At 72.6% G+C, this 16,349-nt stretch carries 11 protein-coding genes; 6 read left to right on the plus strand and 5 right to left on the minus strand.

Annotated features, from left to right (window positions below):
- Positions 1 to 159: 159 nt before the first annotated feature.
- Positions 160 to 3,387 carry an ATP-dependent helicase gene (locus CSR00_RS19465; RefSeq protein ID WP_245906270.1) on the plus strand — a complete coding sequence of 1,076 codons (3,228 nt, stop codon included), beginning with the start codon at positions 160 to 162 and terminating at the stop codon, positions 3,385 to 3,387.
- The gene (locus CSR00_RS19470) at positions 3,384 to 6,656 is read left to right on the plus strand and encodes an ATP-dependent helicase (RefSeq protein ID WP_176562149.1); all 3,273 of its coding nucleotides are present in this window, start codon (positions 3,384 to 3,386) and stop codon (positions 6,654 to 6,656) included. The genes CSR00_RS19465 and CSR00_RS19470 overlap by 4 nt, the downstream gene beginning before the upstream one ends.
- A 21-nt stretch (positions 6,657 to 6,677) precedes the next feature.
- On the opposite strand, the gene CSR00_RS19475 is transcribed toward CSR00_RS19470, so the two are convergent.
- Complete coding sequence (locus tag CSR00_RS19475) at positions 6,678 to 7,070, minus strand: DoxX family protein (RefSeq protein ID WP_099024077.1); 393 nt, start codon at positions 7,068 to 7,070, stop codon at positions 6,678 to 6,680.
- Between the two features lie 39 nt (positions 7,071 to 7,109).
- Here CSR00_RS19475 and CSR00_RS19480 point away from each other — a divergent pair, with 39 nt between their 5' ends.
- Together CSR00_RS19480 and nudC are read left to right on the plus strand one after the other, a co-directional pair.
- Complete coding sequence (locus CSR00_RS19480) at positions 7,110 to 8,192, plus strand: potassium channel family protein (protein ID WP_099024098.1); 1,083 nt, start codon at positions 7,110 to 7,112, stop codon at positions 8,190 to 8,192.
- Positions 8,192 to 9,136 carry an NAD(+) diphosphatase gene (nudC, locus tag CSR00_RS19485; RefSeq protein ID WP_099024078.1) on the plus strand — a complete coding sequence of 315 codons (945 nt, stop codon included), beginning with the start codon at positions 8,192 to 8,194 and terminating at the stop codon, positions 9,134 to 9,136. Before CSR00_RS19480 ends, nudC begins: the two co-directional genes overlap by 1 nt.
- On the opposite strand, the gene CSR00_RS19490 is transcribed toward nudC, so the two are convergent.
- Positions 9,124 to 9,393 (minus strand): mycoredoxin, encoded by a 270-nt coding sequence (locus CSR00_RS19490; RefSeq protein WP_099024079.1) that lies wholly within the window; start codon positions 9,391 to 9,393, stop codon positions 9,124 to 9,126. The two genes, nudC and CSR00_RS19490, sit on opposite strands and share 13 nt — an antisense overlap.
- A gap of 80 nt (positions 9,394 to 9,473) precedes the next feature.
- Here CSR00_RS19490 and CSR00_RS19495 point away from each other — a divergent pair, with 80 nt between their 5' ends.
- Both CSR00_RS19495 and CSR00_RS19505 read left to right on the plus strand, forming a co-directional pair.
- Positions 9,474 to 11,621, plus strand: a complete 2,148-nt coding sequence (locus tag CSR00_RS19495) for an ATP-dependent DNA helicase UvrD2 (protein ID WP_176562150.1) — start codon at positions 9,474 to 9,476, stop codon at positions 11,619 to 11,621.
- A gap of 516 nt (positions 11,622 to 12,137) precedes the next feature.
- Positions 12,138 to 12,407 (plus strand): WhiB family transcriptional regulator, encoded by a 270-nt coding sequence (locus tag CSR00_RS19505; protein ID WP_099024081.1) that lies wholly within the window; start codon positions 12,138 to 12,140, stop codon positions 12,405 to 12,407.
- A gap of 123 nt (positions 12,408 to 12,530) precedes the next feature.
- On the opposite strand, the gene CSR00_RS19510 is transcribed toward CSR00_RS19505, so the two are convergent.
- The 3 genes from CSR00_RS19510 to CSR00_RS19520 are packed head-to-tail and all read right to left on the minus strand — an operon-like array spanning position 12,531 to position 16,253.
- On the minus strand, positions 12,531 to 13,874 hold the full coding sequence (locus CSR00_RS19510; protein WP_099024082.1) for a macrolide-binding ATPase MABP-1: 1,344 nt from the start codon (positions 13,872 to 13,874) through the stop codon (positions 12,531 to 12,533).
- A gap of 43 nt (positions 13,875 to 13,917) precedes the next feature.
- Complete coding sequence (locus tag CSR00_RS19515; protein WP_099024083.1) at positions 13,918 to 14,775, minus strand: cyclodehydratase; 858 nt, start codon at positions 14,773 to 14,775, stop codon at positions 13,918 to 13,920.
- A gap of 35 nt (positions 14,776 to 14,810) precedes the next feature.
- Entirely contained in the window at positions 14,811 to 16,253 is a 1,443-nt protein-coding gene (locus CSR00_RS19520) for a zinc-dependent metalloprotease (protein WP_099024084.1), read from the minus strand.
- Positions 16,254 to 16,349 lie beyond the last annotated feature (96 nt).

A 16,349-nucleotide genomic window follows, 5' to 3' on the forward strand; every position in this document is an offset into this window, starting at 1 on the left:
CGATGTGTATACGAGCCAGGCTCACGACATTCATCCTGGTTCATCGTGCCAGCGCGCGGCGGGCGCCCGGATCGGCCCACCCCCGCGCGGTCGGCGGCGGCCGTGACGTGTCGGGGATCTGTCGGTGGGCCGTGGTGTCATCGGGACATGGATTCCCCGGTGTCCGCAGCAGACCGTCCCGCCCTCCGCTGGGAGCCGGATGCCGCCGCCGTGCTCGACCCGCAGCGCCGCGGGGTCATCCGCGTTCTCGGCGGCCCCGGCACCGGGAAGAGCACCCTGCTCGTGGACGCCGCGACCACGCGGATCGCCGCGGGCACAGACCCCGAGACGGTGCTGGTCCTCACCGGCGCGGGCCGCCCCGGTGTGCACACCCGCGGCCGGTTGACCACCGCGTTGCTGTCCTCGGCCGCTCAGGCTCCGGTCGGGGGACCGTCGGCGGTGCGCAGCCCGCTGGTGCGCTCGCTGCACTCCTACGCGTTCGGCGTCCTGCGGTTGGCCGCGCAGCGTGCGGGCGAGGCGCCGCCCCGGTTGATCACCGGAGCCGAGCAGGACGGCATCATCCGTGAACTGCTCGCCGGCGACGCCGAGGACGGCGCGTCGGCCTGGCCCGCGGAGCTGCGGGCCGCGCTGACCACCGCCGGGTTCGCCACCGAGCTGCGGGACCTGTTGGCGCGCTGCGCCGAACGTGGGGTGGACCCGCAGCAGCTGCAGCGCCTGGGCCGGCTCTCCGGCCGTCCCGAATGGACCGCGGCGGGGCGTTTCGCCCAGCAGTACGAGCAGGTGATGCTGCTGCGCGCGGCGGTCGGCACCGCGGCCGCGAACGCCACCGTGCCCGCGCTGAGCGCCGCCGAGCTCGTCGGGGCCGCCCTGGACGCGTTCGCCGCCGATCCCGACCTGCTGACCGCCGAGCACCACCGGCTGGAACTGCTGCTGGTCGACGACGCCCAGCATCTCGATCCGCAGGCCGCGCAACTGGTCCGGGTCCTGGCTGCGGGGGCGCGGAGCGCCGTCGTCGCCGGCGACCCACACCAGGCCGTCTACGGTTTCCGCGGTGCCGACCCGGCGCTGCTCCTCGCCGACGGCACCGACTCGGTCACGCTGCGCACCTCGCACCGCTGCACGCCGGCGGTGGCCGCAGCGGTCTCGACGGCCGTCTCCCGGCTGCCGGGCGCCCCCGACGCCGGCATCGTCAGCGCCCGAACCGAATCCGGCTCGGTGTCGGCGAGGTTGGCGCTCTCCGAGCACGCCGAGGAGGCGCTGATCGCCGACACCCTGCGCCGCGCCCACCTGCTCGACGGTGTGCCGTGGTCGCAGATGGCGGTCGTCGTGCGGTCGGTGCCCCGCGCGGCCAGCGGACTGCCGCGGGCGCTGGCCGCCGCAGGCGTCCCGGTGGCCGCCCCGACGGCGCACGAACCGATCGCCGCCAACCCGGTGGTGCGGGCGCTGCTGGCGGTCGTGCGCGCCACCTCGGACGGTCTGACCGGCGAGCAGGCCTGCGCGCTGTTGACCGGCCCGATCGGCCGGGTGGACCCGGTGTCGCTGCGCCAGCTGCGCCGCGCTCTGCGCCGGCGCGACGGCTCCACTCCGCCGAGGGATTTCGGTGATCTGTTGGTGGAGATCCTCGGCGGTGCGATACCGGCGGACCTCGCGCCGCTGCATGCCCGGCCGTTGCGGCGGCTGCAGGGGGTGCTGCGTGCGGCCGCCACCGCCGCCGGCACCCAGGATGCGCGGGCGGTGCTCTGGCAGGCGTGGCACCGCAGCGGATTGCAGCGTCGGCTCGTGACCTCGGCCGAACGCGGGGGGGCCGCGGGACAGCGGGCCGACGCCGATCTCGACTGCGTCACCGCGCTGTTCGACGTCACGGACGATTTCGTCTCCCGGACGACGGGCGCGTCGCTGGGTGGGCTGGTGGATCACGTGACGGCCCTGCGGCTGCCGCTCGTCGCGGGCGAGCCGGTGCAGCGGCAGGACGCGGTCACCATTCTCAGCCCGCACGCGGCGCTGGGACACGAATGGGACCTGGTGGTGATCGCGGGGCTGCAGGAAGGGCTGTGGCCCAACACGACTCCACGCGGCGGCGTGCTGGGGACCCAGCGTCTGCTCGACGTGCTCGACGGGGTGGTCGCCGAGGCGTCGCTGCGTGCCCCGCTGGTCGCCGAGGAACGCCGGCTGCTGATCTCGGCCATGGGCCGCGCCCGCCACCGCCTGGTGGTCACCGCCGTCGACGCGAACCCCGATGCCACCGAACCGGCCCTGCCGTCGCCGTTCTTCTACGACGTCGCCGGGTCGGCGACCGACACGTCCGTGCCGCAGGCGGGCGTCGAGACCCCACCCGCGCCCCCGGTGCTGTCCGTGCCGGCGGTGGTCGGTCGGCTTCGTGGCGTGGTCTGCGCGCCCGCGGGTGCGGTGGACGACGATGCCCGCGCGGAGGCGGCCCGGCAACTGGCCCGCCTGGCCGCGGCCGGAATCCCCGGCGCCGATCCCGCCCAGTGGTACGGCATGGTTCCGGTCAGCACCGACGCGCCACTGCGCGGTGACGCCGGCACCGGGGCGCCTTCCCGGACGGGCACCGGGTCGGACGCCGGGTCAGACGCCGGGTCAGACGCCGGGTCAGACACCGTCACCCTGTCGCCGTCGGTGCTGCAGACGCTGCGCGACTGCCCCCTGCGCTGGCTGTGGGAGCGCCACGGGGGCCGCGATTCCCGTGATCTCCGGTCGGCGCTGGGTTCACTGGTCCACGCGCTGATCGCCCAACCGGACAAGTCCGAGTCGCAGATGCTCGGCGAGTTGGAGCGGGTGTGGGCGCAGCTGCCTTTCGACTCGGCGTGGTTCGCGCGTAACGAGCTGGCCCGGCACCGCGCGATGATCACCACGTTCACCCGGTGGCGCGAACAGACCCGGCCCCAACTGAGTGCCGTCGGAACCGAGGTCGGTGTCGACGGTGCACTCGAGGCCGGGGACGCGCCGGGACCGCAGGTGCGGATGCGCGGCCGGGTGGACCGCCTGGAGCGTGACGCCGAGGGGCGTCTGGTCATCGTGGACGTCAAGACCGGCAAGAGTCCGGTGAGCAAGGACGACGCGCAGGATCACGCGCAGCTGGCCATGTACCAACTGGCGGTGGCCGACGGCCTGGTGGCCGGCGGCGGAGAACCCGGGGGCGCGCGGCTGGTGTATGTGGCCAAGCCCTCGGCATCCGGGGCCACCGAACGCCACCAGGACCCCCTGACCCCGGAGGCCCGCGAGCACTGGCGCACCGAGGTCGCCCGCGCCGTGGAGGCCGCCGAGGGGCCCGGCTTCACCGCCCGCGTCAACAGCGGGTGCGCGCACTGCCCGGTGCGGCCCAGTTGCCCCGCCCACACCGACCGGTCCGGGGATGGTCAGCGATGACGCATCCGGTGGTGCCACGCCACAGCCCGGCCGAGTTGGCGGTGGCGCTCGGTCTGCCCGCACCGACCGACGAACAGGCCGCGGTGATCGCCGCGCCGCCGGGTCCACTGGTGGTGATCGCCGGTGCCGGAGCGGGCAAGACCGAGACGATGGCGGCCCGGGTGGTGTGGCTGGTGGCCAACGGCTACGCCGAACCCGGCCAGGTGCTGGGGTTGACGTTCACCCGCAAGGCCGCCGGGCAGCTGTTGCGGCGCGTCCGCTCCCGGCTGGCGCGCCTGGCCGGTGCGGGCCTGGCCCCCGTCGACCCGGCGGTGACCACACCGCCGACGATCAGCACCTATCACGCGTTCGCCGGGAATCTGTTGCGCGAGTTCGGTCTTCTTCTTCCGATGGAACCCGATACCCGGCTGCTCGGGGAGACCGAACTGTGGCAGCTGGCCCACGAGGTGGTGTGCGCCCACCCCGGCGAGCTGACCGCCGAACGGACCCCCGCGGCGGTCACGTCGCTGGTGCTGCAGCTGTCGGGGCAGCTCGCCGAGCATCTGGTGAGCACCGAGGAGCTGCGCGACACCCATCTGGAGCTGGAGCGGCTGGTGCACACCCTGCCCGCCGGCCCGGGGCAGCGCGAGCGCGGCCCCAACCAGTCGCTGCTGAAGTTGTTGGGGGCCCAGACCGAACGCGCCGAACTGGTGCCGCTGGTCGACGCGCTGCACCGGCGGCTGCGGGCCGAGAAGGCGATGGACTTCGGGATGCAGATGTCGGCGGCAGCGCGACTGGCCGAGGACTTCCCGCAGGTCGGCACCCGGATGCGGGAGCGGTACCGGGTGGTGCTGCTCGACGAATACCAGGACACCGGGCATGCCCAGCGGGTCGCCCTGTCGGGACTGTTCGGCGGCGGCCGTGACGCCGGCCTGGCCCTGACTGCCGTCGGTGACCCGATCCAGTCGATCTACGGATGGCGTGGGGCCTCGGCGACCAACCTGCCACGTTTCACCACCGACTTCCCGGCACCGGACGGTACTCCGGCGCCCACCCTGGAGCTGCGGACCAGCTGGCGCAACCCGCCCAGCACCCTGCGCCTGGCCAATGCGGTCTCGGCCGACGCGCGCCGGCGGTCGGTGGCGGTGCGGCCGCTGCGGCCGCGGCCGGGCGCCGAGCCGGGCACCGTGACCGCGGCGCTGCTGACCGACGTCGCCGTCGAACGCGACTGGGTCGCGGCCGAACTGGCCCGCCGCTACGCGGCGGCGCGGGCCGGGGGAGTCGCCCCACCCACGGCGGCGGTGTTGGTGCGCCGCAACGCCGACGCCGCGCCGATGGCCGAGGCGCTACGCGCGCGGGGCGTCCCGGTGGAGGTGGTGGGCCTGGCGGGGCTGCTCGCGGTGACCGAGGTGGCCGACGTGGTGGCGATGCTGCGCCTGGCCGCCGATCCCGAGGCCGGCGCCGCCGCCATGCGGGTGCTCACGGGGCCGCGGCTGCGGCTGGGGGCCCGCGATCTGGCGGCGTTGTGGCGGCGTGCGCGCGATCTGGATGGCGGCGGGACACCCGCGGACGCGGGCACCGCACAGATCGTGGCGCAGACGGCCGCGGACGCCGACGCGCCCTGCCTGGCCGACGCGATCTGCGATCCCGGCCCGGCCCAGGCCTACTCCCCGGCGGGATACCGGCGGATCTGCACGCTGGCCGAGGAGCTGACCGCGGTGCGCGCGCGCCTGGATCACCCGGTGGCCGACGTCGTCACCGAGGTGCGCCGACTGCTGCGCGTCGACGTCGAGGCGCGCTCGCGTCGGCCCGGCGGCGCCACCGGCAGCGAACAACTCGACGCGTTCGCCGACGTGGTCGACGACTATGCGCGCCGGTGCGGGCCGGAGTCGGGGATCGCTGGGTTGTTGGCGTACCTGCAGGCCGCCGAATCAGTCGAGCGGGGCTTGGCGCCCGCCGAGGTGGCCGTGTCCGCGGACCGGGTCCAGGTGCTCACCGTGCACGCCGCCAAGGGGCTGGAATGGCAGGTGGTCGCGGTTCCGCACCTGTCGGCGCGGGTGTTCCCCTCGACCTCGGCGCGCAGCACCTGGCTCACCGACGCCGGCGAGCTGCCGCCGCTGCTGCGCGGCGACCGCGCCTCCTCGGGTGCTCCCGGCGTCCCGGTGCTCGACGTGTCGACTGTCACCGACCGCAGGCAGTTGTCCGACGTGATCACCGCCCACCGCGACCAACTCCGGCGCCGCCACCTCGACGAGGAACGCCGACTGCTCTACGTCGCGGTCACTCGGGCCGAGGACACCCTGCTGTTGTCCGGGCACCACTGGGGCGCCACCGAGATCACCCCGCGGGGCCCCTCGGAATTCCTCGTCGAGGTCAAGGACATCCTGGACCGCGCCGCCCGGGCGGGGGAACCCTGCGGAGACATCGCCGAGTGGGCACCCGAACCCGCCGACGGCGAACGTAACCCGCTGCGGGACAGCGTGGTCGAAGCGCAGTGGCCGTCGGATCCGCTCGGGGCGGCGCGGGCACGGACCGAAGCCGGGGCCGCCCTGGTCACCGCGGCGATGCGTGATCCCCGCGGCGGACCCGCCGGCGACCCGCACGGCTGGGTCGGCGACGTCGACGCGTTGATCGCCGAGCGTGCGCGCCACGTCGAACCGCCCCGCCCGCAGCTGCCGTCACAGCTGTCGGTGAGCAGCCTCGTCGACCTCGGCCGCGACCCGGCGGGAGCGGCGGCCCGGCTGCGCCGGCGGCTGCCCTCGCGGCCGGATCCGCACGCCCTGCTGGGAACCGCCTTCCACGAGTGGGTGCAGCGGTTCTACGGCACCGAGCGGCTGTTCGACCTGGAGGACCTGCCCGGCGCCGTCGACGCCGACGCGGCCCGGGTCGCCGGGGACCTGGCCGACCTGCAGGCGGCGTTCATGGCCTCGCCGTGGGCCGCGCGCACACCCATCGACGTGGAGGTGCCGTTCGAGATGCTGATCGGCGGGCATGTGGTGCGGGGCCGCATCGACGCGGTGTTCGCCGACCGCGACGGCGGGGCGACCGTGGTGGACTGGAAGACCGGGGACGCGCCGGCCGACCCCGAGGCGCAGCGGCACGCCGCCGTCCAGCTCGCCGTCTACCGGCAGGCGTGGGCGGCCATGTCGGGAACCCCGCTGTCCTCGGTGCGCGCGTCGTTCCACTACGTCCGCGGCGGGACGACCGTGGCGCCGGCCGCCCTGCCCGATCACGACGAGCTGGCCGGTCTGCTGACCCCGCCGGGGACCACCGCGGCGCGAAGCGACTGACCTTGCGCGAAGCGCCTGACCTTACGCGGAGCGCCTGACCTTCAGCGCCTCGGTGACCATCGGGATCTGCAGCGGCAGCCGAGCGAGCGCGGCCAGCCTCATCGGCCACGGCTTGTCCCACCAGAGTCGGACCATGTTCAGGTTGCCGGGAAAAACGCCGACGAACAGCGCCGCGGCGGCGGTCGCGCCGAAGCGGCGGGTGCGCGGCACCAGCAGTAGGGCGCCGGTGCCGACCTCGGCCACCCCCGACGCGTAGGTGTAGAACCGCGGACTGCCCGGCAGCTCGGCCGGGATGATCGCGTCGAACGGCTTGGGCGCCGCGAAGTGGGTGATGCCCACCCCGATCAGCAGGGCGGCAAGGCGGTACGCCGACGCGTCGGTGGAGTGCTGGGCCGCGGGGGTGGGAGGCGTCATGGTTTCATTGTGTCGTGCGCCTGGCGGGACGGGGTCATCGTGCCCAGGAATAGGCTCCGCGGTCGGCTGCGCCGGATCAACCAGTCACTGACGGAGAAGCGGTCCGCCGAACTCGTCCACGATCTGAGCATCCCGGAACGGTTCGTCAGCCCCGGCCGGCGGATCGCGGTCCGCGTGATCTATGCGTTGGTGGCGCTGTTCGCGGCCGTGTTCATCGTCTACCTCGACCGCGACGGCTACCGCGACGCCAACGGCGACGGCCTGACGTTCCTGGACTGCCTGTACTACGCGACGGTGTCCCTGTCGACCACGGGGTACGGCGACATCACCCCGTACACGCAGAGCGCGCGACTGGTCAACGTGCTGGTCATTACGCCGCTGCGGGTGGCATTCCTGATCGTGCTCATCGGCACCACCGTCGAGACCCTCACCGAGGCTTCGCGCAAGGCGCTCAAGATCCAGCGATGGAGGAATTCCGTGCGCAACCACACCGTCGTCATCGGCTACGGCACCAAGGGCAAGACCGCCGTGGCGGCCATGGTCGGCGACGGCACCCCGCCGGGCGAGATCGTCGTCGTCGACACCGACCGGTCCGCGTTGGAGAACGCCAACGCCTCCGGGCTGGTCACCGTGCGCGGAGACGCCAACCGCTCCGATGTGTTGCGTCTGGCCGGCGCCCAGCACGCCTCGACGATCATCGTGGCCACCAACAGTGACCCGACCGCGGTGATGGTGACGCTCTCGGCGCGCGAGCTGGCCCCCAAGGCCAAGATCATCGCCTCCATCCGGGAGGCCGAGAACCAGCATCTGTTGCAGCAGTCCGGGGCGGACTCGGTGGTGGTGTCCTCCGAGACCGCCGGGCGGCTGCTGGGCATCGCCAAGAAGGCGCCGGCGGTCGTCGAGCTCATCGAGGACCTGCTGACCCCCGACGCCGGCCTGGCGATCGCCGAGAAGGAGGTCGACCCCAAACAGATCGGCGGCTCGCCGCGGCATCTGCCTCAGGTGGTGCTGGGTGTGGTGCGCGACGGCCGGCTGGTGCGTGTCGACGACCCGCAGGTCGATTCGATGGAGACCGGGGACCGGCTGCTCTACGTCCGCAACGCCGAGGACCAGGACGACTAGTGGCCGATTTCCGGCTTCGCAACGTGCCCCTGCTGTCGCGGGTCGGCGCCGACCGCTCCGACCAGCTGCGCACCGACGTCGACGCCGCCGTGGCGGGCTGGGCCTCCGCCGCGGTGCTGCGGGTCGACGAGCGCGGTCAGGTGCTCATCGCCGACGGCGCGGTGCTGCTCGGTGACACCGCCGGGCTGGGGGACCGCCCGCCGCCCGACGCGGTGTTCCTCGGCAGAATCGACGACGGGCGCAACGGTGCCGGCCGCCACGTGTGGGCGATCCGCGCGCCGCTGCAGCCCCCGGCCGACGGCACCGACACTCACGTCCTGGACCTGCGCCGCGCGGGAACCGTTTTCGACGATGTCAGCGCGCAGCTGGTGGCCTCGGCGACGGCGCTGCTGAACTGGCACGACCACGCCCGGTTCAGCGCCGTCGACGGCGCACCGACCAAACCGGTCAAGGGCGGCTGGGCCCGGGTGAACATGCTCACCGGTCAGGAGGAGTTCCCGCGGATCGACCCGGCCATCATCTGCCTGGTGCACGACGGCGCCGACCGGGTGGTGCTGGCCCGCCAGACGGTGTGGCCGCAACGGATGTTCTCGCTGCTGGCCGGTTTCGTCGAGGCGGGCGAATCCTTCGAGACCTGCGTGGCGCGCGAGATCGCCGAGGAGGTGGGCCTGACCGTCCGCGACATCCGCTACCTGGGCAGCCAGCCCTGGCCGTTCCCGCGCTCGCTGATGGTGGGCTTCCACGCCGTGGCCGACCCCGAGCAGCCGTTCGTCTTCCACGACGGTGAGATCGCCGAGGCCGCGTGGTTCACCCGCGCCGAGGTCCGTGCGGCGCTGGAGCTCGGCGACTGGAGCAGCGCGGCCGCCGCCGACGCCAAACTGCTACTGCCCGGGTCGATTTCGATCGCCCGGGAGATCATCGAATCCTGGGCCTACCCCGACTGAGGTCCTGACTGCGCCAGCTCGGCCAACTTGCCGGCGACCTCCCGGACATCGGGATTGGTCAGGGTCGATCCGTCGGCGAACTTCACCGTCGGCACGGTGCGGTTGCCCCCGTTGACCGAGGCGACGAACTCCGCGGCGGCGCGGTCGCGGTCGATGTTCACCTCGTCGTAGCCGATGTCGTGGGATTTCATCGCCTTCTTCAGCCGGCGGCAGTAGCCGCACCACCCGGTGGTGTACATGGTCACCTGCGCAGTCATGAGGCAATCTTGCCGCAGCGGACCCCCGCCCGGACCGGCAGGGCCGCCGCCTGTCGGGCCCTGCTGCGATGATGGACGCCATGTCGACCGAGCAAGCCCTCCTCGCCGGCCTCGACGACGAACAGCGGGAGGCGGTGCAGGCCGGCCGCGGCCCGGTGTGCGTGCTCGCCGGCGCCGGAACCGGCAAGACCCGCACGATCATCCACCGCATCGCCCACCTCGTCGGTGCCGGTCACGTCGCCGCCGGACAGGTGCTGGCGGTGACGTTCACCCAGCGCGCGGCGGGCGAGATGCGGGGCCGGCTGCGTGCCCTGGACGCGGCCGCGCAGACCGGGGCGCGGGTCGGGTCGGTGCAGGCGCTGACGTTTCACGCCGCGGCCCGCCGGCAGTTGTCCTATTTCTGGCCGCGGGTGGTCGGCAACACCGACTGGCAGCTGCTCGACAGCAAATTCGCCGTCGTCGCGCAGGCGGCGAGCCGGGCCAAGCTGAAGGCCAGCACCGACGACGTGCGGGATCTGGCCGGGGAGATCGAATGGGCCAAGGCCTCGCTGATCACCCCCGAGCAGTACCCGGCTGCGGTCGCCGAGGCCGGGCGTGACATCCCGATGGACGCCGCGCGCATCGCGACGGTCTACGGCGGCTACGAGAACCTCAAGGCCCGCGGCGAGACCGCCCTGCTCGACTTCGACGACCTGCTGCTGCACACCGCGGCCGCCATCGAGAACGACGCCGCGGTGGCCGAGGAGTTCCGCGACCGCTACCGCTGCTTCGTCGTCGACGAGTACCAGGACGTCACCCCCCTGCAGCAGCGGGTGCTGACGGCCTGGCTCGGCAACCGCGACGACCTGACCGTCGTCGGCGACGCCAACCAGACCATCTACTCGTTCACCGGGGCCACGCCGAGGTTCCTGCTGGACTTCTCGCGCCGGTTCCCGGAGGCCGCCGTCGTGCGGCTCGAACGCGACTACCGATCCACCCCGCAGGTCGTGTCGCTGGCCAACCGGGTGATCGCCGCGGCGCGCGGCCGGGTCGCCGGCAGCCGGCTGCATCTGGTCGGCCAGCGCCCGCCCGGGCCGGAGCCGACCTTCGGCGAGCATCCCGACGAGGTCGCCGAGGCGGCCGCGGTGGCCCGGGCGGTCAAGAAGCTCATCGACGGGGGCACGGCGCCGGCCGAGATCGCCGTGCTGTACCGGATCAACGCCCAATCCGAGGTCTACGAGGAGGCGCTCACCGAGGCGGGCGTCGCCTTTCAGGTGCGCGGCGGGGAAGGGTTCTTCAGCCGCCAGGAGGTCCGTCAGGCGCTGCTGGCGCTGCACCGCGCCGCCGAACGCGGCAGCGGTGCGGGCGACGGTGATGCCTCCCATGTGTCCGATGTGTCCGATGTGTCCGATGCGTCGGATGTGTCGGCCGTGGTGCGCGCACTGCTGGAGCCGCTGGGCCTCACGGCCCAGGCGCCCGCGGGCACCCGGGCCCGCGAACGCTGGGAGGCGCTGACGGCGCTGGCCGACCTCGCCGACGAGGAAGTGGCCACCCGCCCGGACCTCGACCTGGCCGGCCTGGTCGCCGAACTGCGGTTGCGGGCCGACGCCCGTCATCCACCGGTGGTGCAGGGCGTCACCCTGGCCTCGCTGCACGCCGCCAAGGGCCTGGAATGGGACGCGGTGTTCCTGGTCGGGTTGGCCGACGGGACGCTGCCGATCTCGCATGCCCTGGCCCACGGCGCCGACAGCGAGGCCGTCGAGGAGGAGCGCCGGTTGCTCTACGTCGGCGTCACCCGGGCGCGGGTACACCTGAGCCTGAGCTGGGCGCTGTCCCGCACCCCGGGGGGACGGCAGAACCGCAGACCGTCGCGGTTCCTCAACGGGCTGGCCCCGCAGCTGCGGTCCGGGAGCCGGGAGCCGGTGTCGCGCCGCCGCCGCGCCGCCGCCAAACGCTGCCGGGTATGCAACGGTGAACTGACCACCCCGGCGGCGACCATGCTCGGTCGCTGCACGGACTGCCCCTCCGATGTCGACGACGACCTGCTGATCCAGCTCAAGGAGTGGCGCACCCGCACCGCCCGCGAATTGAAGATGCCGCCCTACGTCGTCTTCAGCGACAACACGCTGGTCGCCATCGCCGAGGTGCTGCCGACCGACGATGCCGCGCTCGTGGCGATCCCCGGCATCGGCGCCCGCAAGCTCGAGCAGTACGGCCCCGACATCCTGGAGATGGTGCGATCCCGCTGAGGCCGGGGCCGCATCACTGAAACGTCGGATCACTGTGAGTCACTGAAACCGCAGGTCAAAAATCACTTGGTGGGATATGCGATCACCGGCTAGCCTCAATACCGCATGGATCACGGCCCGCGACACGGGAAGGAGGAGCTCGCGATGAACGACATCACCGCTATCGGCGTAACCGCCACCACGGCGTTGCGTGCTGGGCTCCTCGTGTGCGCGCCCGGGACCGGGATGACCCCGGCGACGGCTGCCACATCCCCCCGTCCGCATAACGCCGGCGCGGCTCCCGCCGCGTGGGCGGCCCACGCCTTTGCGCCGCAGCGCAAGCGTCGCGCCGCCGAGACCGTCGCGTCCGTGAATCGAGGCTCCCCCTAGAAGAGCCCGCGACAGCAGCCAGATTGGCCACGGACCCGACGAAACCGGATCCGTGGCCACAGTGTTTTCAGGGCAGCGCAGCCCGAATCACCGGCCCGGATCTCAGCCAGAAACAACTCATGAGACCAGGAAGCAGGTGAGCAGGACATGTCAGCCCTGACGGTCCACAAAGAGACGCTGCCGGTGCTGCCGTGCCATGTGGGCGACCCCGACCTGTGGTTCGCCGAATCCCCGACCGACCTGGAGCGCGCGAAGGTGCTCTGCGCCGACTGCCCGATCCGCCGGCAGTGCCTGGCCGCGGCGTTGGACCGGGGCGAGCCGTGGGGCGTCTGGGGCGGTGAGATCGTCGAGCGCGGAATGATCGTCGCGCGCAAGCGGCCCCGCGGACGGCCCCGCAAGGACGCCTGCGCCGCCTGAACGTCGTGACCCGGGCGGTCAAGCGGGCGGTCACGGGCGGTCGGTGCCGGTTCCCGGCGCCGACCGCCGGCTCGGGCCGCTGGTTCAGGCCGGCTTCTCAGGCCGGCTTCTCAGACCGGCTTCTCAGACCGTGGCGGCGTCGGGGTCGGCGAAGCCCGGGACGTAGTCCTCGGCGATCTTGCGCACCGGGACGCTGGCGTCGAGCTGGCAGGAGATCGCCACGATCGACGCGATCACCCGCATCGGGATCGCCAGCCGGGGCGGGATGGCCATCTGGCGGGCGGTCCGGATCTGACCGGGGGCGCGGTCGATGTCCATCGCGGCCATCTTCTGCAGCCACTTCCGGTTGTAGTGGAACACCTCGACTTCCAGTGGCTGCACGTACTGCTGCAGCATCTTGTCGATGTCGCGGACGTCGACCTGCTCGCCCCGCTGGATGAACCCGATCTTCTCCATCGTGGGCAGCAGCTTGTCGTAGTTCTTGTCCACCGCGTAGCGCAGGATCTGGCCGAGCTCGGGTGGCATTCCGCCCGGTAGCGGCGCCACCGCACCGAAGTCGATGACACCCATCTTGTCGCCGGGCAACAGCATGAAATTGCCGGGGTGGGCGTCGCCGTGCATCATCTCCAGCCGCCGCGGCGCGTCGTCAGTGAGCTCGAACAGCCGGTACCCCATCAGGTTGCGCTGATCCTGGGTGCCGGTGCGGATGATCTGCGCCAGCGGTATGCCCTCGATCCATTCGGCCACCACGACCTTGGGTGCGCTCGCCACGATGTGGGGGACCACGAAATGCGGATGATCGTGGTAGGCCTTGGCGAACGCGCGCTGGTTGTCGGCCTCCAGACGGTAGTCCAGTTCCATCTCGGTGCGCTCGATCAGCTCGTCGACCACACCCTGCACGTCGGCGCCGGGGGAGAGCTGCTTGAAGACCGACACCATGCGCTGCATGGTCTTCAGGTCGGCGCGCAGGGCCTCGTCGGCGCCGGGGTACTGGATCTTGACGGCGACCTCGCGGCCGTCGGACCAGACCGCCTTGTGCACCTGGCCGATGCTGGCCGACGCGACCGGCTTGTCATCGAAGGAGGCGAACCGCTCGCGCCACCGGGTGCCCAGCTGGCTGTCGAGCATGCGGTGCACCTTGGCCGCCGGCAGCGGCGGTGCGTCCTTCTGCAGCTTGGTCAGGGCCTCGCGGTAGGGCTCGCCGAATTCCTCGGGGACGGCCGCCTCCATGACCGACAGCGCCTGGCCGACCTTCATTGCTCCGCCCTTGAGCTCACCGAGCACGGTGAACAGCTGATTGGCGGCCTTCTCGACGAGTTCGGCATTGACCTCGTCACGCGACTTGCCGGTCAGGCGTTTGCCGAAGCCCAGTGCCGCGCGGCCCGCCATCCCCATCGGGAGGCTGGCGAGCTTCGCGTTGCGAGCCACACTGCCCCGTTTGATCTCTGCCACCAGACCATCATCCATGACAATCGCCGATGTCCACATACCTGGTTGGCAACAAGTGATGTCAACATCGGCAGCGGGGATGCCGCGGCCAGTGCCGCGCGACGATCGAGCTGGTCGCGACGTCGAATTCCAGTGTCGCCGACAGCGTCGGCGGCGGCGGCGCGTCCCGCGGCGAGGCCGGCGTCCCGGCGGCGCGCACCGCCCGGAGCACCGCGTCCACCTGGCCGAGCGCGAGCGCGGCGGTGGCCAGCAGGGTCGCCCGGTCGGCGGTGCCGACGGTGTCGCGCAGCTGGGCGGCCACGGCGGGCCAGGCGGCGTCGCGGTCGCTGCGATGCAGGTCGGCGCAGCTCAGGCAGCTGGTCAGGCCCGGGACCACCAGCGGACCCACCAGCCCGGCGCCGTCGCGAACCCGCACCATCAGGTGCGGCACCCTCGATTCGTGCAGCTCACGCACCATGCGGGGATCGGCGACCAGAAAATCGGCGAGGATCACCAGATCGGTGCCGTCGGGGCCGGACATCGCATGCGGGGCGCTGCTGTGCTTGATGCGGGCGCCGGAGCAGCGCAACGCTTCGACCAGCAGGTCCGTCAGCGGTCCGCGCCCGTGCACCCGGACCGAGGCGGCCGGGCCGGCGGCGACGGTCTGGCCGCCGGTGACCACACCGGCACCGGTCAGCGCATCGATCAAACCGGAAAATTCACGCGGATCGGTGCCGCCGCTTCGGCCGGCCTCGGCCAGCAGTTCAGTAAGCGGGGCGCCGGGCTGCATGCGGCGCAGCAGCCCCGCCAGTGCGCCGGCCGACAGTCCCGCCGGTGGACGGACCTGAACGGCGCGCCGCGGATCCCAGCCGACCTGCACGGTCCCGTCCGGCCGCAGCAGCACGGGCATGGCCGGGTTCAGGTGCAGACACCGCGTCATGCGCCGACTGTGGCACGGCCGCGGCGCGGGTCAGCTCACTTATCCACAGGCGGTTCGGCGCCCGGGTCGTCGTCCTCGGTGGCGTCCTCGGTGGCGTCCTCGGTGGCGTCCTCGGTGGTGTCCCCGGTGGTTTTTTCCCCGGACTCGAACTGCTTCTCGAACTCGGCGATCGCCGACTCGATCCCGCTGGTGTCCCCGCCGATGACCCGGTCGATGAACGCGGCCGGCTCGTCGAGGTCGTCGCTGTCGGGCAGCAGGTCCGGGTGCTGCCACACCGCATCGCGGGCGTCCATTCCCGCGGCCTGGCTCAGGCGTTCCCACAACACCGCGGCCTCGCGCAGTTTGCGGGGGCGCAGCTCCAACCCGACCAGGGTGGCGAAGGTCTGCTCGGCCGGGCCGCCGGTGGCCCGGCGGCGGCGCAGCGTCTCGCTGAGGGCCGACGCCCCGGGGATCCGGTCGCCGAGCGCCTCGGCGACCACCGTCTGGACCCAGCCCTCGATGAGCGCCAGCAGCGTCTCCAGCCGCTCGAGGGCGGCCTTCTGCTCCGGGGATGCCTTCGGCTCGAAGATCCCCTGGTTGAGCAGCTGCTCCATGGCCGCCGGGTCCGCCATGGCCGCCGGGTTGAAACCCTGCGCGAGTTCCTCGATGCCGCTCATGTCGATCTGGATGCCCTTGGCGTAGGACTCGACGGCGTTGAGCAGCTGACTGGACAGCCAGGGCACGTGGCTGAACAGCCGGTGGTGGGCGGCCTCGCGGGCCGCCAGGAACGTCATGATCTCCGCGCGGGGCTGCTCGAGCCCGGAGGAGAGCTCTTCGATGGCGTCGGGCATCAGCGCCGCCACGCCCTTGGGGCCCAGCGGGAGCCCGATGTCGGTGGAGGTCAGCACCTCCTTGGACAGCCGGCCCAGGGCCTGCCCCAGCTGGGAGCCGAAGGCCATGCCGCCCATCTGCGAGATCATGCTCAGCAGCGGCCCGGCCATGCTCTTGGCCTCTTCGGGCAGCGCCGAGGCCCACACCGTCGAGATCTGCTCGGCGACCGGATCGCACAGTCTCTTCCAGGTGTCCAGGGTGTTGTCGATCCAGTCGGTGGGTGTCCACGCCACCGCCTTGGAGGTGCCGGCCGGCAGCGCGGTCACCCCGTCGAGCCAGGTCTCGGCCAGGCGCACGGCGTCGGCGATGGCCGTGGACGTCGCGGCCGGGACGGGGGCGACGAAGCCGATGGAGTTGGAGGCCAGCTGCCGGGCCAGGTCATAGTTGACCGGGCCGGACGCCGCTCCGCCGGCCATCGGTCCGCCGGTGCCGGAGAACATCTGTCCCAGCCGGGTGAAGATCTGGCCCAGGTCGGCCATGTTGAACTCGCCGCCCTGGGCGCCCAGGCCGAACGGATCCGACGGGTTGCCGCCGGAGTCGCGGTCCTTCTTTCCTCGGTCGCGGTCGGGGTCGTCTCCTGCGGAGAAGCCAAAGGGCAGGTCAGCCATATCTCAACGGTACTCACCGGGGCAGGACCGTGTGCGGTGCCCGGTCACGCTCTCAGAGAACCCGCCCACACCGGCGGGACACCGCTGAGGCGCCGC

The organism is Mycolicibacterium palauense (genome assembly GCF_002592005.1).
Classification (GTDB): Bacteria; Actinomycetota; Actinomycetes; order Mycobacteriales; family Mycobacteriaceae; genus Mycobacterium; species Mycobacterium palauense.